Raw genomic sequence first — 26,222 nt, 5'->3', positions numbered from 1 at the left:
GGCACGCAAAAGGCGACGGCCCCGGTGGCTTTCGCCGACCGGGGCCGTCGCCCTGACAGGTGTCGCTTACTCGTCCGCGCCCGCGGTGGCGGCGCCACCGAGATCGGCCGGGACGGCGTCCGGAACCTCCACCGGCTTGTCCGCGCCCCGGAACACGAGCTTGGACTTGTCGATGTTCTCCGGGTCGCCCTCGCAGTCCACCACCACGATCTGACCCGGGGTCAGCTCGTTGAAGAGGATCCGCTCGGAGAGGTTGTCCTCGATGTCGCGCTGGATCGTGCGACGCAGCGGCCGCGCGCCCAGCACCGGGTCGAAGCCCTTCTTCGCCAGGTACTTCTTGGCGTTGTCGGTCAGCTCCAGGCCCATGTCCTTGTTGCGCAGCTGGGTCTCGATCCGCTGGATCATGATGTCCACGATCGAGAGGATCTCCAGCTCACGCAGCTGGTGGAAGACGATGGTGTCGTCGATCCGGTTCAGGAACTCAGGCCGGAAGTGCTGCTTGAGCTCGTCGTTGACCTTCTGCTTCATCCGGTCGTAGTTGGACTCGGAGTCCTCCGACGCCTGGAAGCCCAGGGAGACCGCCTTGGCGACGTCCCGGGTGCCCAGGTTGGTGGTCAGGATGATGACCGTGTTCTTGAAGTCCACGATCCGACCCTGACCGTCGGTGAGCCGCCCGTCCTCCAGGATCTGGAGCAGCGTGTTGAACACGTCCGGGTGGGCCTTCTCGATCTCGTCGAAGAGGACCACCGAGAACGGCCGACGCCGCACCTTCTCGGTCAGCTGCCCGCCCTCGTCGTAGCCGACGTAGCCGGGAGGGGCACCCACCAGCCGGGACACCGTGTACCGGTCGTGGAACTCGGACATGTCCAGCTGGATGAGGGCGTCCTCGCTGCCGAAGAGGAACTCGGCGAGCGCCTTGGACAGCTCGGTCTTACCGACCCCGGACGGGCCGGCGAAGATGAACGAGCCGGACGGGCGCTTCGGGTCCTTCAGGCCGGCCCGGGTACGCCGGATCGCCTTCGAGACCGCCTTGACCGCGTCCTCCTGGCCGATGACGCGCTTGTGCAGCTCGTCCTCCATGCGCAGCAGGCGCGAGGTCTCCTCCTCGGTCAGCTTGTAGACCGGGATGCCGGTCCAGTTGCCGAGCACCTCGGCGATCTGCTCGTCGTCGACCTCGCTGACGACGTCCAGGTCACCGGCCTTCCACTCCTTCTCCCGCTGGGCCTTCTGGCCGAGCAGCTGCTTCTCCTTGTCGCGGAGCTGCGCGGCCCGCTCGAAGTCCTGCGCGTCGATCGCGGACTCCTTGTCGCGGCGGACCTGGGCGATCCGCTCGTCGAAGTCACGCAGGTCTGGCGGCGCGGTCATCCGGCGGATGCGCATCCGGGCGCCGGCCTCGTCGATCAGGTCGATCGCCTTGTCCGGCAGGAAGCGGTCGGAGATGTACCGGTCGGCGAGCGTCGCCGCCGCCACCAGCGCGGCGTCGGTGATGCTCACCCGGTGGTGCGCCTCGTACCGGTCCCGCAGGCCCTTGAGGATCTCGATGGTGTGGGCCAGCGAGGGCTCACCCACCTGGATCGGCTGGAAGCGGCGCTCGAGAGCGGCGTCCTTCTCCAGGTGCTTGCGGTACTCGTCGAGCGTGGTCGCGCCGATGGTCTGCAGCTCGCCACGGGCCAGCATCGGCTTGAGGATGCTCGCCGCGTCGATCGCGCCCTCGGCGGCACCCGCACCCACCAGGGTGTGGATCTCGTCGATGAACAGGATGATGTCGCCGCGGGTGCGGATCTCCTTGAGCACCTTCTTCAGGCGCTCCTCGAAGTCACCGCGGTAGCGGGAACCGGCGACCAGCGCACCGAGGTCGAGCGTGTAGAGCTGCTTGTCCTTGAGGGTCTCGGGCACCTCGCCCTTGATGATCTTCTGGGACAGCCCCTCCACCACGGCGGTCTTGCCGACGCCGGGCTCACCGATCAGGACCGGGTTGTTCTTGGTACGGCGGGAGAGCACCTGCATGACCCGCTCGATTTCCTTCTCGCGCCCGATGACCGGGTCGAGCTTGCCCTCGCGGGCGGCCTGGGTCAGGTTGCGGCCGAACTGGTCCAGCACGAGGCTGGTCGACGGCGCGGCCTCGCCCGGCGCGGCGCCCGCCGCGGCCGGCTCCTTGCCCTGGTAGCCGGAGAGCAGCTGGATCACCTGCTGGCGGACCCGGTTGAGGTCGGCGCCGAGCTTGACCAGCACCTGGGCGGCGACGCCCTCACCCTCGCGGATCAGACCGAGCAGGATGTGCTCCGTGCCGATGTAGTTGTGGCCGAGCTGCAGCGCCTCGCGCAGGGACAGCTCCAGCACCTTCTTGGCCCGCGGGGTGAACGGGATGTGCCCGCTCGGCGCCTGCTGGCCCTGGCCGATGATCTCTTCGACCTGCTGGCGGACGCCCTCGAGGGAGATGCCGAGGCTCTCCAGAGCCTTGGCGGCGACGCCCTCACCCTCGTGGATCAGGCCCAGCAGGATGTGCTCCGTACCGATGTAGTTGTGGTTGAGCATCCGGGCCTCTTCTTGGGCCAGGACGACAACCCGTCGCGCTCGGTCGGTGAACCGCTCGAACATGCCCTCGTGCTCCTCACGTGCCGTGCGCCTTGATGGTCTAGATCTTGGCGGGGCCGGTGCGCGGACGTCCGGGACGGGCGTCCGTGCCTCCTTACTCTATCGCCGCGGACCGACTCCGCTGAGGTCGTGTGTCCCTGCGGAATGCCGTGTACGCGTCGTTTCTGACAACCGTCCGCGCTCAGGAGGTGTTCCGGTACCCCTGCCTGTACGCGCAGAGCGAAATTCGCAGACGTTGCGGACGGTCCGAAGCCGGACCCGTTTCGACCGGGTCACGCCGGAACATCTCGTCCACAGCCTGTGGATGCAATCTCCACCGCCTGTGGACAACGCCCACCCACCCCGGGTTCTTCCCAACCGGCGGCCGGGTTCGCAGCCGCGCGACGGGCGCGGTAGCGCCACCGGGCGCGAACCGGACAGTCGGCGCGGCCGGGCGGAAACGGCGACGCCGGCCCGGAGCAGCGCTCCGGTCCGGCGTCGGTGTCGCCCGGTGACGGGCCCAGCCTCAGTGGCCCGCCTTCGAGTGGTACTCGTCAGCGATCTCCTGCGGGATCCGACCCCGGTCGGAGATGTCCTTGCCGGACTTCTTGGCCCAGGCGCGGATGGCCTTGTTCTGCTCGCGGTCGGCGGTGGCGCCGCCCCGCCCGCGCGCCGCCCGCCCGCCGACGACCACGCCGCCCCGACCGACCTTGGTGCCGTGCGCGACGTACTGCGCAAATACCTCACGCAATTTCTCGGCGTTGGCCACCGACAGGTCGATCTCGTACTGCACGCCGTCCAGCGCGAACTTGACGGTCTCGTCAGCGTCCCCGCCGTCCAGGTCATCGACCAGCTTGTGAATGATCTGCTTGGCCACGTCCCACATTCCTTTCGAGCAGGGTGTGCTCCTGCCACAATCCATGAGCACAATAACCCGCGCGCCGCCAGCCGCGTCAATAGGAGGCGGTAACGAACCCGGCGAAGGTTGACGGCTACTCCGGGCGGACCAACGGGAAGAGGATCGTTTCCCGAATTCCCAGCCCGGTCAACGCCATCAAGAGCCGGTCGATTCCCATTCCCATCCCACCGGCCGGCGGCATTCCATACTCCATCGCCCGGAGAAAGTCCTCGTCCAGCCGCATGGCCTCGTCGTCGCCGCGGGCGGCGAGCTGCGCCTGGGCCACCAGCCGCTCCCGCTGCACCACCGGGTCGACCAGCTCGGAGTACGCGGTGCCCAGCTCGAAGCCGAGCACGTAGAGGTCCCACTTCTCGGCCAGGCCCGGCTCGCTGCGGTGCGCCCGGGTCAACGGGCTGGTCTCCTCCGGGTAGTCCCGGACGAAGGTCGGCGCCTGGAGCGACGGAACGACCAGCTCCTCGAAAAGCTCCTCGGCCAGCTTCCCCGGCCCCCACTTCGGGTCGACGGCGAGGTCGACCTTGGCCGCGTACTCGACCAGCCGGGACCTTTCGGTGCGCACGGTGACCTCCTCGCCGAGCGCCTCGGAAAGGACGCCGAAGAGGGTCACCGAACGCCACTCGCCGCCCAGGTCGAACTCGCGGCCGTCGGCGTGCGTCACCACGGTCGAGCCGCTCACCGCGATCGCCGCCCGCTGCACCAGATTGCGGGTCAAGTCCGCCATCGTGTCGTAGTCGCCGTACGCCTGGTACGCCTCGAGCATCGCGAACTCCGGGGAGTGCGACGAGTCGACTCCCTCATTACGGAAGTTGCGGTTGATCTCGAAGACCCGGTCGACGCCGCCGACCACGGCCCGCTTGAGAAACAGTTCCGGCGCGATTCGCAGATACAGATCGGTGCTCAACGCATTGCTGTGGGTCACGAATGGGCGGGCCGCCGCGCCACCGTGCAGCAGTTGGAGCATCGGGGTCTCGACCTCGGTGAAGCCCTCCCCGTGCAGGGAATCGCGGATACTGCGCACCGCGGCCGCGCGGGTACGCACCATCTGCCGCGCCTGCGGGCGGACGATCAGGTCCACGTAGCGCTGGCGGACCCGGGCCTCCTCGCTCAGCGGCTTGTGCGCCACCGGCAGCGGGCGCAGCGCCTTGGCGGTGACCGCCCACTCGTCGGCCAGCACCGACAGTTCGCCCCGCCGGCTGGTGATCACCTCACCGGTCACGCCGACGTGGTCACCGAGGTCGACCAGGCGCTTCCAGTCGTCCAGCCGCTCCGCGCCGACCCGGTCCAGGGAGAGCATCGCCTGGAGTTCGGTGCCGTCCCCGTCCCGCAGGGTGGCGAAGCAGAGCTTGCCGGTGTTCCGTACGAAGATCACCCGGCCGGTGACCGAGACCTTGTCCGCGGTGGCGGTGTCGGTGGGCAGGTCGGCGTACTTCTCGCGGATCTCCGCCAGCGTGCTGGTCCGGGGGAATCCGACCGGGTACGGCTCGACGCCCTCGGCGAGCATCCGGTCCCGCTTCTCCCGGCGGACCTTCATCTGCTCGGGAAGGTCGTCGGCGGGGTCGACTGGCACGGCGTTCTGCTCGGTCACGGCACGCTTCCTCGGAAAGGAGATATCGGCGGGGTCAGGCCCCGAGCGTACTCAAGCCCCCAGTCGGCCGTTACCGGATAACCTGCCCGCCATGACCGACCCCACTCAGGCACTGTCGTTCGGCGCGGCGGCGGCCGACTACGACCGGTTCCGGCCCCGCTATCCGCAGGAGGCGCTGCGCTGGGCGCTCGACGGGCTGGACGCGCCCGCCCGCGTCGTCGACCTGGGCGCCGGCACCGGCATCCTCACCCGCGGCCTGGTCGCCCTCGGCCACCAGGTGACGCCGGTGGAGCCCGACCCGGGGATGCGCACCCAACTGGGCGCCGCCACCCCCGGCGTCACCGCGCTGGCGGGCAGCGCCGAGTCGGTGCCGCGGCCGGACGGCACGGCCGACGCGGTGCTGGTGGGCCAGGCGTACCACTGGTTCGACAAGGAACGCGCCCACGTCGAGATCGCCCGGGTGCTCCGGCCGGGCGGGACGTTCGCCCCCATCTGGAACAGCCGGGACGACAGCGTCGCGTGGGTGGCCAAGCTGGGCCGGATCGCCGACCTGCGCGACCACGCCGGCAACCTGGTCGAGAAGATCACCGACTTCGGCCCCGCCTTCGGACCGGTGGAGCTGGCCGTGTTCACCCACCGGACCACAATCACGCCGGAGGAGGTGATCGGCATGCTGCACACCCGCTCGTACTGGCTCACCGCGCAGCCGCACGAGCAGGAGCGGATCGACCGGGAGCTGTGGCAACTCTTCGCCACCCACCCCGAGCTGGCCGGGCGGGAGACCGTCGAGCTGCCGTACCGGACGCTGGTCTTCCGGGCCCGGCGGCGCTGACGCCCCGCGCGGTGCCCGACCGCGGCGGCGGCCGGGGTCAGGTGTTGCGCTCGTAGACCATGCGCAGGCCGATCAGGGTGATCATCGGCTCGTGGTGGGTGATGGTGCGGCACTCGCCGATCACCACCGAGGCCAGCCCGCCGGTCGCGATGACGGCCTTCACCTCGCCCAGCTCCTCGGCCATCCGCTCGACGATCCGGTCCACCTGGCCGGCGAAGCCGAAGTAGAGGCCGGACTGGAGGCACTCCACGGTGTTCTTGCCGATCACCGAGCGGGGCTTGGTCGCCTCCACCTTGCGCAGCTGCGCCGCGCGGGCGGCGAGCGCGTCGAAGGAGATCTCGATGCCCGGCGCGAACGCGCCGCCGAGGAACTCGCCGCGGCCGCTGATCACGTCGAAGTTGGTGGTGGTGCCGAAGTCCACCACGATCGACGGTCCGCCGTAGAGGGTGTACGCCGCCAGGGTGTTCACCACCCGGTCCGAGCCGACCTCCTTGGGGTTGTCGATGGCGAGCTGCACCCCGGTACGCACCCCGGGCTCGACGATCACGCTGGGCAGGTCGGCGTAGTAGCGGGCCAGCATGTTCCGCAGCGAGCGCAGCGCGGCCGGCACCGTCGAGCAGGCGGCCACCCCGGTGATCTCCACGGCGTCACCGGCCAGCAGCCCCCGGAACATCAGACCCAGCTCGTCCGCCGTCGAGCGGGCGTCGGTCTTGATCCGCCAGGAGTGCACCAGCTTGTCGCCGTCGAAGGTCGCCAGCACGGTGTTGGTGTTTCCGATGTCGATGCAGAGCAGCACGCACGCAGCCTAGACGCCGGCCCGCATCTCCCTCATTCCTCCCGCAGGTCCAGGGCGATGTCCAGGATCGGCGAGGAGTGGGTCAGCGCGCCCACCGAGATGAAGTCCACCCCGGTCGCGCCGTACTCGGCGGCCACCGGCAGGGTCAGCCCGCCGGTCGCCTCCAGTTCCGCCCGGTCCCCCACCGCGGCGACCACCTCGCGCAACTGCGCCGGGGTCATGTTGTCCAGCAGCAGGAAGCCGGCCCCCGCCTCGACGGCCTCCACCGCCTCCGCGAGGGTGTCCACCTCCACCTGCACCGGCACGTCCGGGAAGGCCTCCCGGACCCGGCGGTAGGCCGCGCCGATGCCGCCGGCGGCGACCTTGTGGTTGTCCTTGATCATCGCGACGTCGTGCAGACCCATCCGCTTGTTGGTGCCGCCGCCGGCACGGACCGCGTACTTCTCCAGGGCCCGCAGGCCCGGCGTGGTCTTCCGGGTGTCCAGCACCATCGCCTTCGTGCCGGCCAGAGCGTCCGCCCAGGCCCGGGTGTGGGTGGCGACCCCGGACATCCGGGAGAGCAGGTTCAGCGCCGTCCGCTCGGCGGTGAGCAGCAGCCGGGTCGGGCCGGTCACCGTGGCCAGCACGTTGCCGCGCGCCACCCGCTGCCCGTCGTGGGCCACCACCGACACCTCGACCGTACGGTCCGCCCCGGTCACCTCGCCGACCAGCTCGAACACGGCGGCGGCCACCGCCAGCCCGGCCACCACGCCGTCGGCGCGGGCGACCAGGTCGGCGGTGTCGTTCTGCGCGTCCGGGATGGTCGCCACGCTGGTGACGTCGAGAAAATCCGGCCCCAGGTCCTCGGCGAACGCGTCGACGATCACCCGCTGCACCCACACCGGGTCCAGGCCCGCCGCCCCCAACGCCTGCTCCGTCGACTCCCTCACCGCAACTCCCCAGTTCGCGACTGCGGGGCTCGCAAGATCGGCTCACTCCTCGCGCTCACGCCAACTCCTCCCACTGCTGCGTCAACCTGCCCTGCGCGCCGACCGCCGCGACCAGGTGGCCCAGCCACCGCTCGTCGGCCGTCGGGAAGTCCTCCCGCCAGTGGCAACCCCGGGTCTCCTGGCGGGCGTACGCGGCGGCGACCAGCGTCGACGCCACCGTGATCAGGTTCGTCGCCTCCCAGTCGGCGGTACGCGGCACGCCGCGTACCCCGCCCAGCTCGGTCAGCGTGCCGGCCGTACCGGTGAGGGTCGCCGCCGAGCGGAGCACGCCCGCGCCCCGGGTCATCGCCCGTTGCAGGGCCGGCGTCCCCCCGGCGGGCACCACCCAGCCCGCGCCGCCCACCCAGGCGCCGGTCTCCGCCGGCCGGGCCTGCTCGGGCAGGCCGGCGGCGATGTCCTCGGCGATCCGGCGGGAGAAGACCAGCCCCTCCAGCAGCGAGTTGCTGGCCAGCCGGTTCGCGCCGTGCACCCCCGTGCAGGCGGCCTCGCCGCAGGCGTACAGGCCCGGGATGGAGGTGCGGCCGCGCAGGTCGGTGCGGACGCCGCCGGAGGCGTAGTGGGCGGCCGGGGCGACCGGGATCAGGTCGGTGGCCGGGTCGACGCCGATGGCCAGGCAGGACGCGACGATGGTCGGGAAGCGGCCGGCGAGGAAGTCCCCGCCGAGGTGCCGGGCGTCCAGGTACACGTGGTCCGCGCCGGTGGCCAGCAGCACCCGGTGGATGCCCTTGGCCACCACGTCCCGGGGGGCCAGCTCGGCCAGCTCGTGCTGCCCGACCATGAACCGCTTGCCGTCGGCGTCGACCAGGTGGGCGCCCTCGCCGCGCAACGCCTCGGAGACCAGCGGCTGCTGGGCCCGGGTGGCACCCGGCACGCCCGCCCCGTGCGGGGTGATCAGCGCGGTCGGGTGGAACTGGACGAACTCCACGTCGGTGACCGCCGCGCCGGCCCGCACGGCGAGGGCGACGCCGTCACCGGTGGAGACCGCCGGGTTGGTGGTGGCCGCGAAGACCTGCCCCATGCCGCCGGTGGCCAGCACGACCGCGCGGGCCAGCAGCGCCCCGACGCCGTCCTCGCTGCCCTCACCCAGCACGTGCAGGGTGATCCCACAGGCCGGACCGAGCCCGTCCGGGCCGTCGCCCGGGGCGCGGAGCAGGTCCAGCACCAGGGCGTGCTCGACCAGCCGGATCCACGGGTCCCGCCGGACCGCCGCGTGCAGCGCCCGCTGCACCTCGGCGCCCGTGGCGTCGCCGCCGGCGTGCACGATCCGGTCGGCCCGATGGCCGCCCTCCCGGGTGAGCATCAGCGAGCCGTCCGGGTTCCGATCGAACTCGGCGCCGATCCGCATCAGCTCCCGCAGTCGGGTCGGGCCCTCCTCGACCAGGACCCGCACCGCGGCCGGGTCGCAGAGCCCGACCCCGGCGATCTCGGTGTCCGAGGCGTGGGCGGCCGGGGTGTCCGCCGGGTCGAGCACGGCGGCGATGCCGCCCTGCGCCCAACGGGTCGACCCTTCATCGATGTTGACCTTGGTGACCACGGTGACGTGCAGCCCCGCCTCGCGCAGGTGCAGCGCGGCGGTCAGGCCGGCGACCCCGGAGCCGACGACGATCACGTCGGTGGTCTCCACCCAGCCGGGTGCGGGCGCGGCCAGCAGCCTGGGCAGGGCCGGCAGGTCGATGGTCGGAAGGTCCATGAGCACAGTCAACCCGAAGGCTCCTCATCCCGGGCGACGGGGGCGGGACGAGTGGTTTCGGCTACCGTGTCCGGACCGGCAGGCCGGTCGGGCCGACGCCCTTGAGCGAGGCGGTCACCGAACGGTCGCTGAGCCACAGGTAGCAGCGGACGCCACGGTCGCCCACGGTCCAGCGACCCGGCCGTCGGCGGTCCCGGTCCGCTGGCTCTGCGCGATCTTGCAACTAGTGCCCCGACCAGGGGGCCGGGGGTCAGGCCGGGGTGGCCGCGAGGGGGTTGGGGATGGGGTCGCCGGCGGTGCCGGGGGCGGCGGTGGTGGGGTCGGCGGTGAGGTCGACGATGCGGTTGTCGGCGTCGACGTGGACCACGCGGGGCTGGTACGCGCGGGCCTCGGCGTCGTCCATCTGGCCGTACGAGATGAGGATGACCAGGTCACCGGGGTGCACCAGGTGCGCGGCAGCGCCGTTGATGCCGATCACACCGCTGCCCCGCTCACCCGGGATGACATACGTCTCCAGCCGGGCCCCGTTGGTGATGTCCACGATCGCCACCTGCTCCCCGGGGATCAGGTCGGCCGCGTCGAGCAGATCCTCGTCCACGGTCACCGAGCCGACGTAGTGCAGGTCGGCCTGGGTCACCGTGGCCCGGTGGATCTTCGACTTGAGCATGGTCCGGAACATCGGGGTGCCTTTCAGCGGGGTGTGGTGGTGGGTGTTCAGGAGCGGGGGGCGAGCGGGATCGAGGTGTTGTCGATCAGCCGGGTGGCGCCGACCCAGGCCGCGATCAGCAGCCGCGCCGGACCGGACACCGGCCCCGGCTCCAGGTCGGCGTCGGTGAGCACCAGGTAGTCGAGCCGGGCGCCGGGCGTACCGGAGTCGAAGGCCCGGTGGGCGGCGGCCAGCACCGCGCCGGCGTTCCCGCCCTCCGCGGCGGCCGCGACGCCGGCCCGCAGCGCGGCGGAGAGGCTCAGCGCCGCCGCCCGCTCCGGGGCCGAGAGGTAGCGGTTGCGGCTGGACAGCGCCAGCCCGTCCGCCTCCCGCACGGTCGGCACGCCGGCCACCTCGACCGGCACGTCCAGGTCCCGGACCATCCGCCGGACCAGGGTCAGCTGCTGGTAGTCCTTCTCGCCGAAGAAGGCCAGGTCGGGGCGGGTGAGCTGGAGCAGCTTCAGGACCACGGTCAGCACGCCGTGGAAGAAGCCGGGCCGGCTGAGCCCCTCCAGGTCCTCGCCGAGCGGGCCCGGGTCGAGCCGCACCTTCGGCTCCCCGTCCGGGTACATGTCGGCCACCGAGGGGGCGAAGACCACGTCCGCGCCGGCCCGCCGGCAGACCTCCAGGTCCGCGTCGAGGGTGCGCGGGTACCGGTCGAAGTCCTCGCTCGGGCCGAACTGGAGCGGGTTCACGAAGATCGTGACGATGACGTGATCGGCCCGCTCCCGGGCGGCCCGCAGCAGGGTCTCGTGCCCGGAGTGCAGCGCGCCCATGGTCATCACCACGCCGACCGTGCCGGTCAGCCCGTCCCGCGCCGCCGCCAGCTCCTTGCGCGTGTGCACCAGCTCCGTCATGCGGCCACCTCCCGGTCAGTCCCACTCAGCACGTCCAGCAGCGACTCGGCGTCCATCGGGCGCAGCCGGCCGGCCGCGATCGCCCGATCCGCCGTCCGTCGTGCCAACGCCAGGTAGGGCGCCACGGATTCCGGCGCGGTCGCCGCCAGCCGTTCCAGGTGCCGGCGTACGGTGCCCGCGTCGCCCCGGGACACCGGGCCGGTCAGCGCGTCGTCGCCGAGCCGCAGGGCGTTCTCCAACGCCGCCCGCAGCAGCGGGGCGAGCACCTTCTCCGGCCGGTCCACCCCGGCGTCGCGCAGCCGGTCGGCCGCCTCGTTGACCAGGGTGACCAGGTGGTTCGCGCCGTGCGCCAGGGCCGCGTGGTAGAGCGGCCGGTCCGCCTCCCCCACCCACTCCGGCACGCCGCCCAGGTCCGCCACCAGCCGGGCGGCGAACGGGCGCAGCTCCGCCGGGGCGGTCACCCCGTACGAGATGCCGGCGAGGCGGGTCAGGTCGTCCGGCGTACCGGTGAAGGTCATCGCCGGGTGCAGCGCCAGCGGCCGGGCGCCGACGGCGGCGGCCGGGGCGAGGACGGCCAGCCCGTGCGCGCCCGAGGTGTGCGCGACCACCTGGCCGGGGCGCAGCGCCCCGGTCTCGGCCAGGCCGGCGACCACGCTGGCCAGGGCGTCGTCGGGCACCGCCACGATCAGCAGGTCGGTGGCGGCGCGGGCGACCGAGGTCGCGGACCGGTTCGGGGTCTCCGGGAGCAGCAGCGCCATCCGCGCCTTCACGGCGCCGGAGATGCCGGAGGCGGCGACCACCCGGTGGCCGGCGGCGGCGAGGGCCGCGCCGAGCACGGCGCCCACCCGGCCGGCGCCGATCACGCCGACGGTGAGGGTGCGGGGAAAGACCAGCGGGGCGCCGGCAGAGGCGCCACCCGACGGTACGGCGGGCCCGTGCGGGGCGGCCGGACGCGGGCGCAGCGGTGCGCTCATGGCAATCGATCCAGTCCTACGAGTGGGTACCGGTCGACCGCAAGTATGCGCCGGGGTTACGGAACCAAAACAAGCATGTGTGAAAACCTTCACCGGGTGCGTGGACGGGGTTTCAACGGTCACTCTGTGGGCGCTGCGCGGCGCTACTGTGCGGCGCGTGACAGACCGGGTCTTCGTCGACGGGAATGGCATCTGGATCGAGGGCGTCCACGGCGTCGTCGGGTACCCATGGGCGGAGATCATGGACGTCGGAATGTGCGTCCTGGCGCTTCCGCCGGATGATCAACCCTTCCTCTATCTGGACGTCAGCCACTCCTCTGGGGAGTTCCTGGAGCTGAACGAAGACCTCGACGGGTTCCCGGAGGCGGTGCGGGCGGTCGCGGAGCGCGCCGGCCGACCGGTCCCCGAACTCGACGAGCTCCGGCGGGCGGGCGGCTGCGTCGAGATCTGTCGAGCCCGTACGGTCGGCGGGTGACCTTCGCGGACCGGCTGCCCTGGCGGGTGGCGATGGACCAAGCGCTCTACGGGCCTGACGGCTTCTTCGTAGCCGGGGCGGGGCCGGCCGCCCACTTCCGCACCAGCGTGCACGCCTCCCCCATCTTCGCCGCCGCCCTGTTCCGCCTCATCTCCCAGGTCGACGCCGCCCTCGGCCACCCTGCTCGGCTCGACGTGATGGACGTGGGGGCGGGCCGGGGCGAACTCCTCCGGGCGCTTTTTATCGCCGGTCGCGCTGTGGGGGTTTCCGGGAAGCCCGCCCGCTCCGGGCGGTCAGGCTTGATCCCTCCGCGGGCGGGCTCCCCCGAAACCCTGACCACCACGGCCGGCGTCCGGCCGTCGCCCTCCGGCCCGGAGAGCACCGTCCGCCAGTCGCCCGAGGTCCCGGAGCCGGCCCGGATTCCACCGCTCTGGGATCGGCTGCGACTCACGGCGGTCGAGCGGGCCGGCAGGCCGGAGGGTCTGTCGGACGAAATCGACTGGGTGGCCGAGGTTCCGAGCCGAATCACTGGACTGTTGATCGCCACAGAGTGGCTGGACAACGTGCCGCTGAACGTGGCCGTGCGGACCGAAGACGGCTGGCGGTATCTGCTGGTGGACCCAACGAGCGGCGAGGAGTCGGTCGGTGGCCCGGTGAGCCCCGCCGACGAGGAGTGGCTGACCCGGTGGTGGCCAACCCCCTCAACCGCGATCGACGCACGGGCCGAGATCGGCCGGACGAGGGACGATGCCTGGGCAGACGCGATCACCAAGATCGACCGAGGGCTGGCGTTGGCCGTGGACTACGGGCACCGGGTCGGGGAGCGGCCGGTCGGCGGGACGTTGACCGGGTACCGGAGCGGGCGGCAGGTTCCGCCTGTGCCGGATGGCTCGTGTGACGTGACCGCGCACGTGGCTGTCGACTCGGTCGCCTCCGCGGGTGAACGAGTCGCCCGGTGTGCGTACACCTTGGTCTCGCAGCGGGATGGGCTACGGGCGCTCGGGGCCGACGGCGGGCGACCACCGCTGAGTCTGGCCACCAGCGACCCGGCCGGGTACGTGCGGGCGCTCGCCGCCGCCTCGACGGTGGCCGAGCTGACCGACCCGGCCGGGCTGGGCGGGCATTGGTGGCTGCTGCAACCGGTCGGCGTCGCCCTCGACCCGCTCACGGCACGATGTGGGTGAGGTTCCGGGGCCGCTGGTCGGTCCGCACGAGCTGCAGGAGCTGCTCGGCGTGAGCCGGGGACCCGGATGCGCCAGCTGGTCCGCTACCCGACCTTTCCGCAGCCGTTTCAACGTCTTCACGGGATGACGGTCTGGCTGCGCGCCGACGTCGAGGCGTGGATCGCCGAGCACCGGCCACCACGGGTGACCGACGGCGACGAGGCCGAGTAACCGCAGATACCGACAACCGTCGCTCATGGCACGATGGCGGGCATGACCACGGACGCCGACCTCCGCGAACTGACCGTCGGCACCGGCGCCGGCGGCGAGCAGCTCGGCACCGACATGGTGCTCAACATCGGCCCGCAGCACCCGTCCACGCACGGCGTGCTCCGGCTGAAGCTGGTGCTCGACGGCGAGCGGGTGGTCTCCGCCGAGCCGATCGTCGGCTACATGCACCGGGGCGCGGAGAAGCTCTTCGAGGTACGCGACTACCGGCAGATCATCGTGCTGGCCAACCGGCACGACTGGCTCTCGGCCTTCTCCAACGAGCTGGGCGTGGTGCTCGCCGTCGAGCGGCTGATGGGCATGGAGGTGCCGGAGCGGGCGGTCTGGCTGCGGATGGCGCTCGCCGAGCTGAACCGGGTGCTCAACCACCTGATGTTCCTCGGCTCGTACCCGCTGGAGATCGGCGCGATCACCCCGGTCTTCTACGCGTTCCGCGAGCGGGAGACCATCCAGGCGGTGATGGAGGAGGTCTCCGGGGGCCGGATCCACTACATGTTCAACCGGGTCGGCGGCCTCAAGGAGGAGGTGCCGGCCGGCTGGACCGGGCGGGCCCGCGCCGCGATCGGCGAGGTGCGCCGCCGGCTGCCCGACCTGGACCACCTCATCCGGCGCAACGAGATCTTCCTGGCCCGTACCGTCGGGGTCGGGGTGCTGTCGGCCACCGACGCCGCCGCGTTCGGCGCGTCCGGGCCGGTCGCCCGGGCCTCCGGCCTCGACCTTGACCTGCGCCGCGACGAGCCCTACCTGGCGTACGACCAGCTCGACGTGCCGGTGGTGACCAAGACCGCGGGCGACTGCCACGCCCGCTTCGAGGTGCTGCTCGACCAGGTGTACGTCTCGCTCGACCTCGCCGAGCAGTGCCTGGACCGGGTGGACCGGCTCACCGGGCCGGTGAACATTCGGCTGCCCAAGGTGGTCAAGGCGCCCGAGGGGCACACCTACGCCTGGACCGAGAACCCGCTCGGCATCAACGGCTACTACCTGGTGTCCCGGGGCGAGAAGACCCCGTGGCGGCTCAAGCTGCGCACCGCCTCGTACGCCAACGTGCAGGCGCTGGCCACGCTGCTCCCCGGCTGCCTGGTACCGGACCTGATCGCCATCCTCGGCTCGATGTTCTTCGTGGTGGGCGACATCGACAAGTAGCCGCGGGGGCGGTCAGCGCCAGCGGTCGGCGGAACGCGCCGCACCCGCGCGGGGCACGTCGTCCTGCGGCGGGTAGCCGTACCGCTCCTCGCCGCGCGGCCGGCCGTACCGGGACGGCTCGGGCTCCGCCGCCCGCCACTCGCCCGCCGACTGCGCGGTGCGCTGCGTCGGGGGACGCCACTCGTCGGGTACGGGCACCCCGCCGGCCGGGAGCGCCGGGCGGCTCTCCTCGGCCCAACCGCCGCCCCGGCCGGGCTCGGCCTCCCAGTCCTGGTCGCGGCGCGGCTCGCCACGGCGTACCGACGCCCAGCGGTCCTCGACCCGGAACTCGGTGCCGGCGCCGTCGGCGTGCACCGCCGCGCGCCGCTCACCGACCCGCACCTCCCGGCCGTGCTCGTCGTCGCGGACCGAGGCCCAGCGGTCCCCGGCACGCAGCTCCGACCAGTAGTCGCCGTCCGGGTCGTCCGAGGCCGGGACGCCCGCCCGGCCGGACTGCTCGGACGAAGCCCGGGCGCGGACGCCCGGGGCGGCGTACGGCTCACCCGGACCGGCCCAGGACCGGTCGTCCCCCGAGCCGCCCTGGCCGGCCCACGAGCGGTCGACCCGGGGCCCACCCTGACCGGCCCAGGACCCGTCACCGCGCGGCCCACCCTGGCCCGCCGGCCAGCCCCGATCGTCGCGCGGGGCACCCGCTCCCGCGCGGTCGTCCTGGGCGGCGCCGGCCCAGCGATGGTCGTCGGCCGGGGCGGCCGGCCACGACCGGTCGTCCCGCGGGGCTCCGGACCAGGCCCGGTCGTCGCGGGCACCGGCCTGAGCGGCCCGGGACCGGTCGTCGCCCGACCAGCCCCGGTCGTCCTCCGGCTCACGGTGACCGGCCCACGAGCGCTCCTCCGGCTCCGCACCGCCCCAGGCCCGCTCCTCCGGGGCCGGGGACCACCGGCCGTACCCGCCGCCGTAGCGGTTGCCTGCCGCCGGGTCGGCACCGTCCATGACGGTGTGCCGGGTGGTGACGTGCACGGTCTCGGTGTGGTGTACCACCCCGACCTGGCGCGAGGCCGGCTCCGGGCGGGCGTCCGGCTCGGCGGCGCGCGGGGCACCGTACACGCCGGACTGGGGGCGCTCGGCGGCGTACACGCCGGACTGCGGGCGCTCGGCGGGGCGTTCGGCGGCGTACCGGCCGGTGGGCTGGGGGCGGCGGATCGCCTCCTCCTCGTCCCGGCGGTCACCGGCGGGCTGTCCCCAGCCCGTCGGGGCCTCGTCCTGGGCGGCGTAGCGGCCCCGGCCCGGCGCGTCGTCGTAGGTCTCGGCGGCCGGCACCCGGGCGCGGCCACCGGCCTGCTCGTCGGCGGCCGGGGCGGTGATGCCCGCGGCGGCGGCGATGCCGGCCGCCGCGGCGTCCAGCCGGCGCCGCAGGGCGGTGACCGACTCCTGGGCGCGCTGGGCCTGGTCGAGCGCCTGGTTGCCGCGCTGCGCGGCGGCCACGATCTCGCCGCGCAGCTCCCGGCGCAGCTGCTCGATCTCGTCGAGGAGGTGCTCGGAGCCCGCCGACCCCCCGCCCTCGGCGCGCAGCGCGATGGAGAGGCCGATCAGCACGACGGCCAGGATGGCCAGCACGGCGCCGAGGCGCAGCACGCCGTTGCCGTCGGCCACCAGGAGGATCAGCGCCGCCATGGGCGCGAGCCCGACACCGATCCAGAACAGAACGGTCAGCAGCGACGAAGTGCGCTTCTCGGCGGGCGCAATCGGGGCGGGCATGGCTGTGCAGAGTACCGAGAGTTCTTGCGGCTGGGAACGGGCCGAACGCACCGATCTAGCAGGGACGCCGCGCCCGCGACCCCCACCGCGGACGGTCGCCGACGGGCCATCCGGGCCCGTCGGCGACCGGCGACTGTTCCGGGTCGCGGCGCGGCGTCGGACGCGCCGCGACCCGGAATGGTCGTAGGTGCTCAGCTGGCGGCGAGCGCCCCGTCCGAGGAGAAGACCAGGCCCACGCTCGCCTGGCCGGTCTTCAGGGCGTTCTTGGTCTGCGGACCGCCGGCGTCCAGCGAGCTGAACGAGCCGGCCTTGAAGTCGTAGACCTGGACCAGGCCGGCCTGGCACTTCGGCCGCTGCGGGCACTCCGGCGGGCCGGCCAGCACGGTGGCCTGGCCGGAGCACTTGCTCGCCAGGTCGGAGAGCGTGGCCACCTTGTACTTGTCGGCGAAGGCCTTGGTGACGGCGAAGGCGTTCTGGTCCTGCGCGGCGGACGGCTTGCCGAAGGTGATGCCCGCCTTGTCGCCCTCCGCCTTCAGCGCGCTGACCGTCTTGTCCAGGTCGGGCGCGGAGACCGGCTGGGCGTCCTTGCCGTTGGCCTTGGTGTTGAGGAACTCGGCCATGGTGGCCGCGTACTCCGGGACGACCTGGATCTCGCCCTTGGCCAGGGCGGGCTCGTAGAGCTCCCGGTTGCCGATGGTCTGCACCTTGACCTGGTAACCGGCCGCGGTGAGCGCGATCTTGTAGAGCTCGGCGATGGTCTGGCTCTCGCTGAAGTTGCCCGCGCCGACCGTGACCGAACCGCCCGGACCCTGCTGGATGCCCCCGGTCAGGTCGTTGGAGTCGGCGAACCCCTTCGCCGCGACCTGCGGGGTCTGGCGCTCGACGTCGACGGACTTGTTCAGCTCGATCAGCTTCGGCGTGTCCAGCTTCTCGGAGACCTTGTCCAGTGCGGCGACGAGCTGCGGGCTGGCCGCCTTCGCGTTGATCGCCGGAATGACGTTGTCGGTGTTCTGGAGCTTCTTGTCGTCGGTGAGGACGACCAGTTGGTCACCCGTGACCGGGGCGCAACCGGCCCCGGAGGCGCCCTTGTCGGGCGCTTCGGTGCCGGACGAACCGCCCTTGCCGCACCCGGTGAGGAGTCCGGCCGCGGCCAGGGCGCCGACCGCCCCGATGGCCAGCCGTGTACGTGCGCGCATCAAAGCCCGCCTTCCGTGTCCCGGCGCGACCCTTCCGGGCCGGCCGCGTGTCCGACGGGCGATCGGTCCACTGATGCGCCCGCAAGGTCCACCCAACATCTTGCCCGGGGGGACCGACAACATGTGGCGACCTTCGTCACTCGATCGTCACCCTCGCGGCCGGCGCGAGCCGTCCGGGGCGTACCGGCGGGTCAGCCGCCACCGGTGACGGCGTCCGCGGCCCGGCGGTCCGCCCCGCCGCGGGCGCGGCGCAACGGCCGGGGCGTGACCACCCGCTCGACCACCGCGAGGAGCAGCTCCGCCAGCACGGCGAGCCCGGCCACCAGCACGCCACCGGCGATGATCTGGCCGCCACCGGCCGCGATGTCGAGCCCGAAGCCGGCCCGGATGATCTGACCCAGCCCGCCGCCGTTGACGAAGGAGGCCAGCGCCGCGGTGGCGACCACCTGCACGGCGGCGGTACGGAATCCGGCGGCCAGGTACGGCACGGCGAGCGGCAGCTCGACCCGGCGCAGCAGCTGCCCGCCGGAGAGTCCCATCCCGCGCGCCGCGTCCCGGGCCTCCGGGTCGGCCTGTCGCACCCCGGTGTACGCGTTCGCCAGCAGCGGTGGCACCGCGAACACGGCCAGCGCGACCACCACCGACGGCCGGCCGAAGCCGAGGAAGGTCAACGGCAGGATGGTCAGCAGGGCCAGCGTCGGGATCGCCAGGCTGACGTTGGAGACCAGCAGCACCGCGCCGCCGCCCCGGCCGGTGTGCCCGAGCCAGAGCCCGATCGGCCAGGCCACCAGGCAGCCCAGCAGCACCGCCGCGGCGGACATGCTCAGGTGCTCGCCGAGCCGGTCCAGGATGCCGCCCGGGTTCGTCCAGTTCAGCGGGTCGTTCAGCCAGCGCACGGCCTGTTCGATCGCGTTCATGAGATGCGCCCGCGCAGCCACGGCGTGAGCAGCCGGCCGACCCCGGCCAGAACCAGGTCCAGCACCAGCGCGAGCAGAACGCAGAGGAGCGTGCCGGTCATGATCTGCGCCTTGTAGAAGTTGTTCTGGAAGCCGGCGAAGATCAGCTGCCCCAGCCCGCCACGACCGACCACCACCCCGACCGTGACCAGCGCCACCGTGGAGACGGTGGCCAGCCGCAGCCCGGTGAGGATGCCCGGCAGGGCCAGCGGCAGCTCGATCCGGAACAACCGGCCCCAGCGGCCGTACCCCATCCCCTCCGCGGCCTCACGGACCTCGGGGGGCACCTGGTTCAACCCGGCCGTCACGTTGCGGACGATCACCAGCAGGGCGTAGAGCACCACCACGCTGAGCACGGTCACCGCGCCGATGCCCAGATAGGGCGCGAGGAAGGCGAACAGCGCCAGCGAGGGGATCGTGTAGAGCACGCCGGTGAGCGCCAGGATCGGCCCGGCGAGGGACCGGAACCAGTACGCCGCAACCGCCAGCGGCAGCGCCACCACCGCGGCGATCAGCACCGCCCGAGCGGTCAGCGAGGCATGCTCGCGCAGCGCGGCGAGGATCGTGTCAGAGTTGTCCCGCACGTACTGCCAGGAGAACCACGGGTTCTCCGGCTCGGCCCGGTAGCTCAGGTGGAGGGACACAGGTGGACGTTACCCCGGGGACCACCGGCGACGCCGGACGCGGCGCTGCCTCCATCACGCTCGAGCGCATCCGCAAGCGCTATCCGGACGGGACCGAGGCGGTGCGCGAGCTGAGCCTCGAGGTGAAGGCCGGCGAGCTGGCCGTGCTGATCGGTCCGTCGGGTTGCGGCAAGTCCACCGTGCTCCGGATGATCAACCGGCTGATCGAGCCGACCGACGGCCGGATCCTGCTCGGCGACGAGGACGTCACCCGGGTCGACCCGGTGCAGCTGCGCCGACGCATCGGGTACGTGATCCAGAATGTCGGCCTCTTTCCACACCAGACCGTCAGCGCGAACGTGGCGACCGTGCCCGGCCTGCTCGGCTGGCCGCGGGAGCGGACCCGCCGGCGGGTCGACGAGCTGCTGGACCTGGTCGGTCTCGACCCGGCCCAGTTCGGCCGCCGCTACCCGCACGAACTCTCCGGCGGTCAGCGGCAGCGGGTCGGGGTGGCCCGGGCCCTCGCGGCCGACCCGGTGGTGCTGCTGATGGACGAGCCGTTCTCGGCCGTCGACCCGATCGTCCGGACCCGGCTGCAGGAGGAGTTCCTCCGGCTCCAGGCCGAGGTCCGCAAGACCATCGTGCTGGTCACCCACGACCTGGACGAGGCGGTCCGGCTGGGCGACCGGATCGCGGTGCTCTCCCAGGGCGGCCGGCTGGAGCAGTACGACAGCCCGGCCGCCATCCTCGGCTCGCCCGCCTCGCCGTTCGTCCGCGAGTTCGTCGGCGCCGACCGGGGCATCCGCCGACTGGCGGTCACCCCGGTCACCCGGGAGGTGCTCGATCCGCTCCCGGCGGGCGACGGGGCGGACCTGCCCGCGGTGCCGCTGGGCGGGTCCGCGTACGACGCGTTGGGCGTGCTGCTCACCTCCGCCGCCGAGCACGCCGTGGTCACCGAGGACGGGCGCCCGGTCGGGCTGCTCAGCCGGGACCGGGTGCTGGGTCTGGGGGCCGTGGCGGGCTGAACCGGCCGCCGCCCGACCGGCGTGGAGCGCGGCCGGCGTCGGGCGCGGGCCCGCGTCAGGCGCGGCCGCCGAGGCTGGCGGTGCCGACGATCCAGCCGGCGAAGAAGCCGTACGTGGCGCCGGTGCTCGCCGCCTGGAAGGCCGCGAGCAGCGACCCGTCCGGCCCGAGCAACGCGGCGAGCAGCCCGGTGAACCCACCCGCCAGGACGTACGCCGCCCAACCGGAGAAGAACTGGCTGGCCGAACCCCGCACCCGGGCCACCTGCGAGGCGGGCAGCAGGTAGAGGAGACCCGCAGCCAGGATCACCATCAGCACGGCCCGCAGGTCGGTGGCGAACACCCCCTGCGCCGGGTCGTCGGCGTGCAGCCGCCAGGCCGGCCAGGCCAGCAGCCGCAGGAACCAGCCGCCCGCGCCGTCCGGGTCCGTGTGGTCCTGGACCCACCCCACGTACGCGGGACTGCCGCCGACCCCGACCAGGAGCAGCGCGGCCAGGGTGCCGGTGCCCGCGGCGGTGCCGTAGCCGCTGACGGTCCGGGGGCGGTTGGTGAGGGCCATGGTGCGGTCAGTTCCCGGCCCGCGCCGCCGGGCAAACCTGCGCGTACGCGCGAGCGCCGTGGGCCGGCGGACAGCCATCGGAGGGTCAGTGCTTCAGCAGGTAGTCGATGAAGGCGGCCCGGAGCACCGGCGCGGCCTCCTCGTAACCGTGGCCGGTCAGCTCCCGCCAGAGCGCCGACGCCTCGTCGATGATCGGACCGATCGAGTTGGGCGCCCCGTCGAGGATGGCGGCCTCGTCCGCGTTCGGCAGGTGCCGCAGCACCGACCAGAAGAAGCCCACGTCGCGGCGCTCCCGGGCCAGGGCGAACGCCTGCTCGCGCAGCTCCTCCGTGGAGAGCTGGTCGAGCTGCTCGAAGGTACGGCCGCCGGTGGCAGGAGATTCGGTCATGCCGCCGAGCCTAACCGGCGAGATCAGGCTCGGCCCGCCGGACGCGGACCGGTCAGCGGTCGTCGGCGTCCCAGCGCCGCGGGCCGGTCTCCCAGCGGTGCGCCTCCCAGGGGTCGACCGTGGTCTCGGCGGTGGTGTGCACCGGCAGCACCCCCGGCCAGGTGTCGACCGGGCCGGGCCGGGACAGCGCCCAGCCCGTGCTGATCGTGCCGTCCCCGGCCGGTCCCCGATCGGTCGCCTCGCCGGTGACCGTCCGCGGTCGACCGAGCGTCTCGACCAGCCGGGTGACCAGCAGCCCGCCGCCGAGGGTCGCCCCGCCGACGGCCCACCGGCTGACCGTCCAGCCGCGGGCCTGCGCCCAGGCGAGGAAGACCACGACCAGGCTGACCGCGAGCAGGGTGCCGAGGATCCCGCCGCGCCGGCCGTACGCGCTGGTGCCGGCGAGCAACGCCGTGCCGACGGCCAGGATCGACCAGTCCAGCCCGGAGGTGGGTGCCACCGGGCCGGTCCCGTTCGATGCGATCAGCACCCCGGCGAACATCGCCAGCACGGTGGAGCCGACCAGCGCCAGGGCGGTCACCATCGCGGCGACGGCGCCCCGCCGCCGGGCCGGGTCGACGACCGGCCGGAACCGGCCCACCAGCCGCCGGATCGCCTTGATCGCGCCGAACAGGCCGCCGAGGACGGCCACCGCGGCGAAGCCGGCGAAGAGGTTGACGGCGGTGCCCCGGGGGTCGTACGCGCCCTGCACCACCACCGGGCCGGTGCGCCGCTCGATGTACACGATCACGCCGGCCGCGCCCGCCAGGCTGGCCGCCCAGCCGGGCACGTGCAGCACCACCACCGCCAGGGCGAGAGCCGCGCCGCCCAGGGCGGCCACCACCAGCGCCGGGAGGAGCGCCTCCCGCAGGCCCCGGTCGCCCTGCTCGGCGACGTGCAGCGCGGCGGCCACCGCGACCGGGCCGACCGCCAGGTTGACCGCGGCGGCGCGCAGGCTCAGCCCGGCGCCGAGTGCCAGCAGGCCCAGCGCGACCACGTCCACCAGCAGCGACTTCAGGCCGTCGCCGCGCAGCGCGTCCGCGTTCTCCCGCCAGAGCAGGTACGCCATGCCGGCCAGCCCGGCCAGCAGCACGAACTCCCAGACCACGTGGACGGCGATCCGGTCCCGCCCGGGCTCACCGTGCAGGGGGTCGTCGAAGACGTTCTCCAGCACGGCGGCGGGCACGCCCGACGACGGATCCGCCGCATCCCGGCCCGCTTCGTCGTACGCCATGACCCGCGCCTCCCACGTCGCCGGCCGTCCGGCCCGACGCACGGGCGGACCGGCGGCGGCCGTTGCTTCCAGTAGCCAGGGACGGTACCTGCGGGCCGGGATGGGGGGAAGCCCCTGATCAACGCTGGCCGGGACGGCTCTCCCGGTCGCCGGGCTCGCGGTCCTCGTCGTCGTCCTTCTCCGGCACCCGGCAGGAGCGCTCCAACCAGAGCGCGGCGGCGACCAGGGCGAGCGAGGCGAGCAGTCCCGCCCCCGCGGCCGGGCGGTCCTCGGTGGCGGCCCGGGTGCGCTCGACGAGGAGCCACCCGGTCAGCCCCGCGTAGAAGCCGGCGAAGATCGCGGCGGCCAGCGCGGAGGCCTTGGCCAGCACCACGAACCGGGCGACCATCAGGGCGTTGACCGGATCCCGGCCGGGCTTGCGGTCGATCCGGCCCCGGGTGTTGATCGCGGCGTACCCCTCGAGCACCGCGAGCGCGGCCAGGGTGACCACCGGCAGCCAGGGCAGCCGGGGGATGCCGCTGTAGTACAAGCTGCTGATCAGCAGCCAGGCCGCCGCCGCGGCGGCGAGCCCGGCCACCACCAGGGTCGAGATCCGGGTGGGACCCATCCGGAAGCGGTCGGGGTCGGTCCCGCGCGGGGGCTGCGCCTGGCTCATGCCGGCCGGCTCCAGTGGGTCATGCGTCCGACTCTAACGCCAGATCCGGTCGCGGGCTCAGTTCCAGGGCGTCCCCGGCCAGCGGCTCGGCGTTGAGCAGGTCGGTCAGCCAGCCCTGGCCGGGCAGCCGCCCGTGCGGCTCGATGTCGATCCACGGCCGGAGCACGAAGGCCCGCAGGTGGGCGCGCGGGTGCGGCAGGGTCAGCTCCGGGTCGTCGCTGAGCACCGGCTCGCCGGCGTCGTCCCAGACCGCGACGACGTCGACGTCCAGGGTGCGCGGCCCGAACCGGCGTTCCGGGTCGCGGACCCGGCCGGCCACCGCCTCGGCGGCCCGGGCCCGCTCGAGCCAGTCCCGCGCGGTCGCCGCCGGGTCCACGGCCAGCACCACCGCGTTCAGGTACGCCGGCTGCTCGGTGTCGCCCCACGGTGGAGTCTCGTACACGCCGGAGACCACCCGCACCGCGTCGCCGAGCGCGCCCACCGCCGAGCGCAGGTGGCCGCGCCGGTCGCCGAGGTTGCTGCCGATCGACAGCACGGCCCGGGTCACCGGGTACGCCGCATGGTGACGGCCACGTCGGCGAAGGCGTGCGGAATCGGTGCCTCAGGTTTGTGCACGGTGACCGTGGCCGCGCCGACCAGCGGTTCGGCGAGGCAGACCGCGAGCAGCCGGTCGGCGAGCGTCTCGATCAGGTTCACCGGCTCCCCGCTGATCACCGCGACCAGCCGCTCGGCCAGTTCGCCGTAGTGCACCGTGTCGGTCACCTCGTCGGAGCGGGCGGCCGGGGCCAGGTCGAGCTCGAGCACCGCGTCGACCACGAACTCCTGCCCCTGGGCGCGCTCGAAGTCGTAGACGCCGTGCCGGCCGCGCGCCCGCAGCCCGGTCAGCTCGATCCGGTCGGTCATCGTGCTCCCTCTCCCAGGCGGGGGCGGCCGGTGGCGGCCCAGACGGCGAGCGCGTCGGCGGTGGCGCGGACGTCGTGCACGCGTACCCCCCAGGCGCCGGCGGTGACGGCGAGCAGGCTGGTGGCGACGGTGGCCGCCTCCCGTTCCGCGGTCGGGCGGGGTGTGCCGTCCGGGCCGGCGAGCAGCCGGCCCAGGTACGACTTGCGGCTCGCCCCGAAGAGCAGCGGGAAGCCGAGTTCGAGCAGCTCGGGCAGGCGGGCGCTGAGCTCCCAGTTGTGCGCGGCGGTCTTGGCGAAGCCGAGCCCGGGATCGACGATGATCCGGTCGGCGGCCACCCCGGCGGCCAGCGCCTCGTCCACCCGCTGACCCAGCTCGGTCCGGACGTCCGCGACCACGTCGGTGTAGCTGGCCAGGTCGCGCATCTCGCGGGAGTGCCCCCGCCAGTGCATCAGCACCCAGGGGCAGCCGGCGTCGCGGACCACCCGGGCCATGTCCGGGTCGGCGAGGCCGCCGGAGACGTCGTTGACCACGTCGGCGCCCGCGGCGAGGGCCGCGTCGGCCACCCGGGCCCGGCTGGTGTCGATGCTGACCGGGATGCCGGCGGCGGCGAGCTCGCGGATCACCGGCAGCACCCGGGCGATCTCGGTGTCGGGGTCGACCCGGTCGGCGCCGGGACGGGTCGACTCCCCGCCCACGTCCACCAGGTCCGCACCGGCCGCGCGCAGTCGCACTCCGTGTCCGACGGCGGCGTCGAGATCGGCGTACCTGCCGCCGTCGGAGAAGGAGTCGGGCGTGACGTTGAGGACGCCCATCACCACCGGGGCCTGCGCCCGTACCAGATCGGTCACGAGTAGACCGTACCGGTCGCCAGCAGGGCTTCCGGCGGCCTGGCCCCGGATCGTGGACGACGGCCCTGACATGCGGATTGGAACAGGTGTACGATCGGTCGTCGGGGTCGGATCGGGTCGAGTCTTCGCGGGTTGTCGCAAAGGTGGCCTGGCCGTACGCTTTGGAATTGCCCAGCATGGAGATGGCGAAGCCTGGAGGGAGGGCCGAAGCGGGAGAAATTCCCCCAAAGCTCACCACTCTCCGTGGTGGGTAACGAACGTAGCGTCGCCGACGCTGCGCACAGCGCGCAACAATCCCGCCAGGCTTGACTACTGCACCACCGCGGCGTCGCCGGCCGCGACATGGGGAGGTTTCCAGTGATCGCCATCGAGCTCCTGGGGACGGCGTCGTCCGCCGTCAGCCACGCGCTCCACACCCTGGCGTCGACTCCACTCGCCGAGCCGGCGCCCAAGGGCATCGACACCGAGGGTGTCGTCACCTTCTTCGCCAGCAAGATCGCGCCGATCCTGCTCGCCGTGCTCGGCGTCATCTTCATCGGCCGCGCCAGCCGGGGCGAGATCTCGAAGGTGCTGACCAGCTCGGCCATCGCCATCGTCGGCCTGGCCTTCATCGCCGGCGCCGCCACCCTCTTCTTCGTCGGCGACTACCTGATCAACCTGATCTTCGAATAGGGCGCGGGCGACCATGCGGCTGCGCACCGACGACGACATCTACCGGGCTCGTCTCGTCTATCTCGGGCCGCCCGGCTACACCCTTCCCGTGCACCTCCCGTACGCCCAGTACGGCCTGTTCATGCTGCTCGTACCCCTCTACATGTTCATCCACTGGCTGGTCACGCTGCAGGTCGAGCTCTTCCCCGCGTGGGAGATCTCGCTGGCCATCGTGACCACCTCGTTCATCTTCCGGTACGTCGACCCGGACCGGCCCGCGCGCATGGTCATCCGCACCGCGCTGACCGACTGGCGACGCACCCGGGAGCCGGCCGCCGAACTGCGCGATCCGCGCCTGGTGGCGAGCCGGATCAGGATCCGGGAGGAACTGGCATGACCGGGCGT

At 73.1% G+C, this 26,222-nt stretch carries 28 protein-coding genes and 1 pseudogene; 8 read left to right on the top strand and 21 right to left on the bottom strand.

Going from position 1 to position 26,222, the window contains the following annotated elements; all coding sequences use genetic code 11:
• Window positions 1–66 precede the first annotated feature (66 nt).
• The 3 genes from GA0070613_RS10875 to lysS form a co-directional block, all read right to left on the bottom strand.
• The gene (locus tag GA0070613_RS10875) at window positions 67–2,598 is read right to left on the bottom strand and encodes an ATP-dependent Clp protease ATP-binding subunit (RefSeq protein ID WP_089012175.1); all 2,532 of its coding nucleotides are present in this window, start codon (window positions 2,596–2,598) and stop codon (window positions 67–69) included.
• A 502-nt stretch (window positions 2,599–3,100) separates the two neighbouring features.
• Window positions 3,101–3,451 carry a histone-like nucleoid-structuring protein Lsr2 gene (locus tag GA0070613_RS10870; protein WP_089015882.1) on the bottom strand — a complete coding sequence of 117 codons (351 nt, stop codon included), beginning with the start codon at window positions 3,449–3,451 and terminating at the stop codon, window positions 3,101–3,103.
• 115 nt (window positions 3,452–3,566) lie between these two features.
• Window positions 3,567–5,075, bottom strand: a complete 1,509-nt coding sequence (gene lysS, locus GA0070613_RS10865; protein WP_089012174.1) for a lysine--tRNA ligase — start codon at window positions 5,073–5,075, stop codon at window positions 3,567–3,569.
• A 91-nt stretch (window positions 5,076–5,166) separates the two neighbouring features.
• Here lysS and GA0070613_RS10860 point away from each other — a divergent pair, with 91 nt between their 5' ends.
• Complete coding sequence (locus GA0070613_RS10860) at window positions 5,167–5,907, top strand: class I SAM-dependent methyltransferase (protein ID WP_089012173.1); 741 nt, start codon at window positions 5,167–5,169, stop codon at window positions 5,905–5,907.
• Window positions 5,908–5,944: 37 nt separating this feature from the next.
• Here GA0070613_RS10860 and GA0070613_RS10855 read toward each other — a convergent pair whose 3' ends face one another.
• From GA0070613_RS10855 to GA0070613_RS10830, 7 genes and pseudogenes are all read right to left on the bottom strand, one after another.
• Window positions 5,945–6,703, bottom strand: a complete 759-nt coding sequence (locus tag GA0070613_RS10855; RefSeq protein ID WP_089012172.1) for a type III pantothenate kinase — start codon at window positions 6,701–6,703, stop codon at window positions 5,945–5,947.
• A gap of 32 nt (window positions 6,704–6,735) precedes the next feature.
• On the bottom strand, window positions 6,736–7,632 hold the full coding sequence (gene nadC, locus GA0070613_RS10850) for a carboxylating nicotinate-nucleotide diphosphorylase (protein ID WP_089012171.1): 897 nt from the start codon (window positions 7,630–7,632) through the stop codon (window positions 6,736–6,738).
• 55 nt (window positions 7,633–7,687) lie between these two features.
• Window positions 7,688–9,382 carry an L-aspartate oxidase gene (locus tag GA0070613_RS10845; protein ID WP_089012170.1) on the bottom strand — a complete coding sequence of 565 codons (1,695 nt, stop codon included), beginning with the start codon at window positions 9,380–9,382 and terminating at the stop codon, window positions 7,688–7,690.
• Between the two features lie 61 nt (window positions 9,383–9,443).
• Window positions 9,444–9,560 (bottom strand): annotated as a pseudogene (locus GA0070613_RS34595) (septum formation family protein); the annotation flags it as partial.
• Between the two features lie 72 nt (window positions 9,561–9,632).
• Complete coding sequence (gene panD, locus GA0070613_RS10840; RefSeq protein ID WP_089012169.1) at window positions 9,633–10,061, bottom strand: aspartate 1-decarboxylase; 429 nt, start codon at window positions 10,059–10,061, stop codon at window positions 9,633–9,635.
• Between the two features lie 35 nt (window positions 10,062–10,096).
• Entirely contained in the window at window positions 10,097–10,945 is an 849-nt protein-coding gene (gene panC, locus GA0070613_RS10835) for a pantoate--beta-alanine ligase (RefSeq protein WP_089012168.1), read from the bottom strand.
• Window positions 10,942–11,919, bottom strand: a complete 978-nt coding sequence (locus GA0070613_RS10830) for a Rossmann-like and DUF2520 domain-containing protein (protein ID WP_089012167.1) — start codon at window positions 11,917–11,919, stop codon at window positions 10,942–10,944. Before GA0070613_RS10830 ends, panC begins: the two co-directional genes overlap by 4 nt.
• A gap of 157 nt (window positions 11,920–12,076) precedes the next feature.
• On the opposite strand from GA0070613_RS10830, the gene GA0070613_RS10825 reads away from it, so the two are divergent.
• The 4 genes from GA0070613_RS10825 (at window position 12,077) to GA0070613_RS10810 (ending at window position 14,988) form a co-directional block, all read left to right on the top strand.
• On the top strand, window positions 12,077–12,394 hold the full coding sequence (locus GA0070613_RS10825) for a hypothetical protein (protein WP_157746326.1): 318 nt from the start codon (window positions 12,077–12,079) through the stop codon (window positions 12,392–12,394).
• A gap of 32 nt (window positions 12,395–12,426) precedes the next feature.
• Window positions 12,427–13,578: an SAM-dependent methyltransferase gene (locus GA0070613_RS10820; RefSeq protein ID WP_231929816.1), complete on the top strand. Its 1,152-nt coding sequence runs from the start codon at window positions 12,427–12,429 to the stop codon at window positions 13,576–13,578.
• A 66-nt stretch (window positions 13,579–13,644) separates the two neighbouring features.
• Window positions 13,645–13,788, top strand: coding sequence for a helix-turn-helix transcriptional regulator (locus tag GA0070613_RS10815; protein WP_231929747.1), 144 nt, complete (start codon window positions 13,645–13,647; stop codon window positions 13,786–13,788).
• 33 nt (window positions 13,789–13,821) lie between these two features.
• The gene (locus GA0070613_RS10810; RefSeq protein WP_172875787.1) at window positions 13,822–14,988 is read left to right on the top strand and encodes an NADH-quinone oxidoreductase subunit D; all 1,167 of its coding nucleotides are present in this window, start codon (window positions 13,822–13,824) and stop codon (window positions 14,986–14,988) included.
• Window positions 14,989–15,000: 12 nt separating this feature from the next.
• On the opposite strand, the gene GA0070613_RS10805 is transcribed toward GA0070613_RS10810, so the two are convergent.
• The 4 genes from GA0070613_RS10805 to GA0070613_RS10790 all read right to left on the bottom strand — a co-directional run bounded on the left by GA0070613_RS10805 (window position 15,001) and on the right by GA0070613_RS10790 (window position 19,539).
• Entirely contained in the window at window positions 15,001–16,743 is a 1,743-nt protein-coding gene (locus tag GA0070613_RS10805; RefSeq protein WP_197699066.1) for a hypothetical protein, read from the bottom strand.
• Window positions 16,744–16,934: 191 nt separating this feature from the next.
• Window positions 16,935–17,939 (bottom strand): glycine betaine ABC transporter substrate-binding protein, encoded by a 1,005-nt coding sequence (locus GA0070613_RS10800; protein ID WP_089012164.1) that lies wholly within the window; start codon window positions 17,937–17,939, stop codon window positions 16,935–16,937.
• Window positions 17,940–18,130: 191 nt separating this feature from the next.
• A complete protein-coding gene (locus GA0070613_RS10795) occupies window positions 18,131–18,856 on the bottom strand; it encodes an ABC transporter permease (protein WP_089012163.1) in 726 nt (241 codons plus the stop codon).
• Window positions 18,853–19,539 carry an ABC transporter permease gene (locus tag GA0070613_RS10790; protein ID WP_089012162.1) on the bottom strand — a complete coding sequence of 229 codons (687 nt, stop codon included), beginning with the start codon at window positions 19,537–19,539 and terminating at the stop codon, window positions 18,853–18,855. Before GA0070613_RS10790 ends, GA0070613_RS10795 begins: the two co-directional genes overlap by 4 nt.
• Before the next feature lie 2 nt (window positions 19,540–19,541).
• Here GA0070613_RS10790 and GA0070613_RS10785 point away from each other — a divergent pair, with 2 nt between their 5' ends.
• Complete coding sequence (locus GA0070613_RS10785; RefSeq protein ID WP_089012161.1) at window positions 19,542–20,543, top strand: ABC transporter ATP-binding protein; 1,002 nt, start codon at window positions 19,542–19,544, stop codon at window positions 20,541–20,543.
• A 55-nt stretch (window positions 20,544–20,598) separates the two neighbouring features.
• On the opposite strand, the gene GA0070613_RS10780 is transcribed toward GA0070613_RS10785, so the two are convergent.
• The 7 genes from GA0070613_RS10780 to folP all read right to left on the bottom strand — a co-directional run bounded on the left by GA0070613_RS10780 (window position 20,599) and on the right by folP (window position 25,166).
• A complete protein-coding gene (locus GA0070613_RS10780; RefSeq protein ID WP_089012160.1) occupies window positions 20,599–21,099 on the bottom strand; it encodes a hypothetical protein in 501 nt (166 codons plus the stop codon).
• Between the two features lie 85 nt (window positions 21,100–21,184).
• Window positions 21,185–21,487: a hypothetical protein gene (locus GA0070613_RS10775; RefSeq protein WP_089012159.1), complete on the bottom strand. Its 303-nt coding sequence runs from the start codon at window positions 21,485–21,487 to the stop codon at window positions 21,185–21,187.
• Window positions 21,488–21,539: 52 nt separating this feature from the next.
• The gene (locus GA0070613_RS10770) at window positions 21,540–22,760 is read right to left on the bottom strand and encodes an ABC transporter permease (RefSeq protein ID WP_089012158.1); all 1,221 of its coding nucleotides are present in this window, start codon (window positions 22,758–22,760) and stop codon (window positions 21,540–21,542) included.
• A gap of 118 nt (window positions 22,761–22,878) precedes the next feature.
• The gene (locus GA0070613_RS10765; RefSeq protein ID WP_408630998.1) at window positions 22,879–23,367 is read right to left on the bottom strand and encodes a DUF3180 domain-containing protein; all 489 of its coding nucleotides are present in this window, start codon (window positions 23,365–23,367) and stop codon (window positions 22,879–22,881) included.
• Window positions 23,368–23,434: 67 nt separating this feature from the next.
• A complete protein-coding gene (folK, locus tag GA0070613_RS10760) occupies window positions 23,435–23,962 on the bottom strand; it encodes a 2-amino-4-hydroxy-6-hydroxymethyldihydropteridine diphosphokinase (protein WP_089012156.1) in 528 nt (175 codons plus the stop codon).
• The gene (gene folB, locus GA0070613_RS10755; protein WP_089012155.1) at window positions 23,959–24,318 is read right to left on the bottom strand and encodes a dihydroneopterin aldolase; all 360 of its coding nucleotides are present in this window, start codon (window positions 24,316–24,318) and stop codon (window positions 23,959–23,961) included. Before folB ends, folK begins: the two co-directional genes overlap by 4 nt.
• Window positions 24,315–25,166 (bottom strand): dihydropteroate synthase, encoded by an 852-nt coding sequence (folP, locus tag GA0070613_RS10750; RefSeq protein ID WP_089012154.1) that lies wholly within the window; start codon window positions 25,164–25,166, stop codon window positions 24,315–24,317. The genes folB and folP overlap by 4 nt, the downstream gene beginning before the upstream one ends.
• 357 nt (window positions 25,167–25,523) lie before the next feature.
• Between folP and GA0070613_RS10745 the strand changes: the two genes are divergently transcribed.
• Complete coding sequence (locus tag GA0070613_RS10745; RefSeq protein ID WP_089012153.1) at window positions 25,524–25,838, top strand: hypothetical protein; 315 nt, start codon at window positions 25,524–25,526, stop codon at window positions 25,836–25,838.
• A 13-nt stretch (window positions 25,839–25,851) separates the two neighbouring features.
• Entirely contained in the window at window positions 25,852–26,214 is a 363-nt protein-coding gene (locus GA0070613_RS10740) for a hypothetical protein (protein ID WP_089012152.1), read from the top strand.
• The last annotated feature ends 8 nt before the right edge of the window (window positions 26,215–26,222 follow it).

This window comes from Micromonospora inositola (assembly GCF_900090285.1).
Taxonomy (GTDB): Bacteria; Actinomycetota; Actinomycetes; order Mycobacteriales; family Micromonosporaceae; genus Micromonospora; species Micromonospora inositola.
The sequence above is the reverse complement of the archived record's forward strand: the minus strand, read 5'-3'. Positions and strand labels throughout refer to the sequence as shown.

Bases quoted from the DNA above. Each gene is read 5' to 3' on its own strand.
- GA0070613_RS10875 (WP_089012175.1), bottom strand. From the start codon at position 2,598: ATGTTCGAGCGGTTCACCGACCGAGCGCGACGGGTTGTCGTCCTGGCC.
- GA0070613_RS10860 (WP_089012173.1), top strand. From the start codon at position 5,167: ATGACCGACCCCACTCAGGCACTGTCGTTCGGCGCGGCGGCGGCCGAC.
- GA0070613_RS10845 (WP_089012170.1), bottom strand. From the start codon at position 9,382: ATGGACCTTCCGACCATCGACCTGCCGGCCCTGCCCAGGCTGCTGGCC.
- panD (WP_089012169.1), bottom strand. From the start codon at position 10,061: ATGTTCCGGACCATGCTCAAGTCGAAGATCCACCGGGCCACGGTGACC.
- panC (WP_089012168.1), bottom strand. From the start codon at position 10,945: ATGACGGAGCTGGTGCACACGCGCAAGGAGCTGGCGGCGGCGCGGGAC.
- GA0070613_RS10830 (WP_089012167.1), bottom strand. From the start codon at position 11,919: ATGAGCGCACCGCTGCGCCCGCGTCCGGCCGCCCCGCACGGGCCCGCC.
- GA0070613_RS10820 (WP_231929816.1), top strand. From the start codon at position 12,427: ATGGACCAAGCGCTCTACGGGCCTGACGGCTTCTTCGTAGCCGGGGCG.
- GA0070613_RS10815 (WP_231929747.1), top strand. From the start codon at position 13,645: ATGCGCCAGCTGGTCCGCTACCCGACCTTTCCGCAGCCGTTTCAACGT.
- GA0070613_RS10810 (WP_172875787.1), top strand. From the start codon at position 13,822: ATGGCGGGCATGACCACGGACGCCGACCTCCGCGAACTGACCGTCGGC.
- GA0070613_RS10805 (WP_197699066.1), bottom strand. From the start codon at position 16,743: ATGCCCGCCCCGATTGCGCCCGCCGAGAAGCGCACTTCGTCGCTGCTG.
- GA0070613_RS10800 (WP_089012164.1), bottom strand. From the start codon at position 17,939: ATGCGCGCACGTACACGGCTGGCCATCGGGGCGGTCGGCGCCCTGGCC.
- GA0070613_RS10795 (WP_089012163.1), bottom strand. From the start codon at position 18,856: ATGAACGCGATCGAACAGGCCGTGCGCTGGCTGAACGACCCGCTGAAC.
- GA0070613_RS10780 (WP_089012160.1), bottom strand. From the start codon at position 21,099: ATGGCCCTCACCAACCGCCCCCGGACCGTCAGCGGCTACGGCACCGCC.
- GA0070613_RS10775 (WP_089012159.1), bottom strand. From the start codon at position 21,487: ATGACCGAATCTCCTGCCACCGGCGGCCGTACCTTCGAGCAGCTCGAC.
- GA0070613_RS10770 (WP_089012158.1), bottom strand. From the start codon at position 22,760: ATGGCGTACGACGAAGCGGGCCGGGATGCGGCGGATCCGTCGTCGGGC.
- GA0070613_RS10765 (WP_408630998.1), bottom strand. From the start codon at position 23,367: ATGGGTCCCACCCGGATCTCGACCCTGGTGGTGGCCGGGCTCGCCGCC.
- folB (WP_089012155.1), bottom strand. From the start codon at position 24,318: ATGACCGACCGGATCGAGCTGACCGGGCTGCGGGCGCGCGGCCGGCAC.
- GA0070613_RS10740 (WP_089012152.1), top strand. From the start codon at position 25,852: ATGCGGCTGCGCACCGACGACGACATCTACCGGGCTCGTCTCGTCTAT.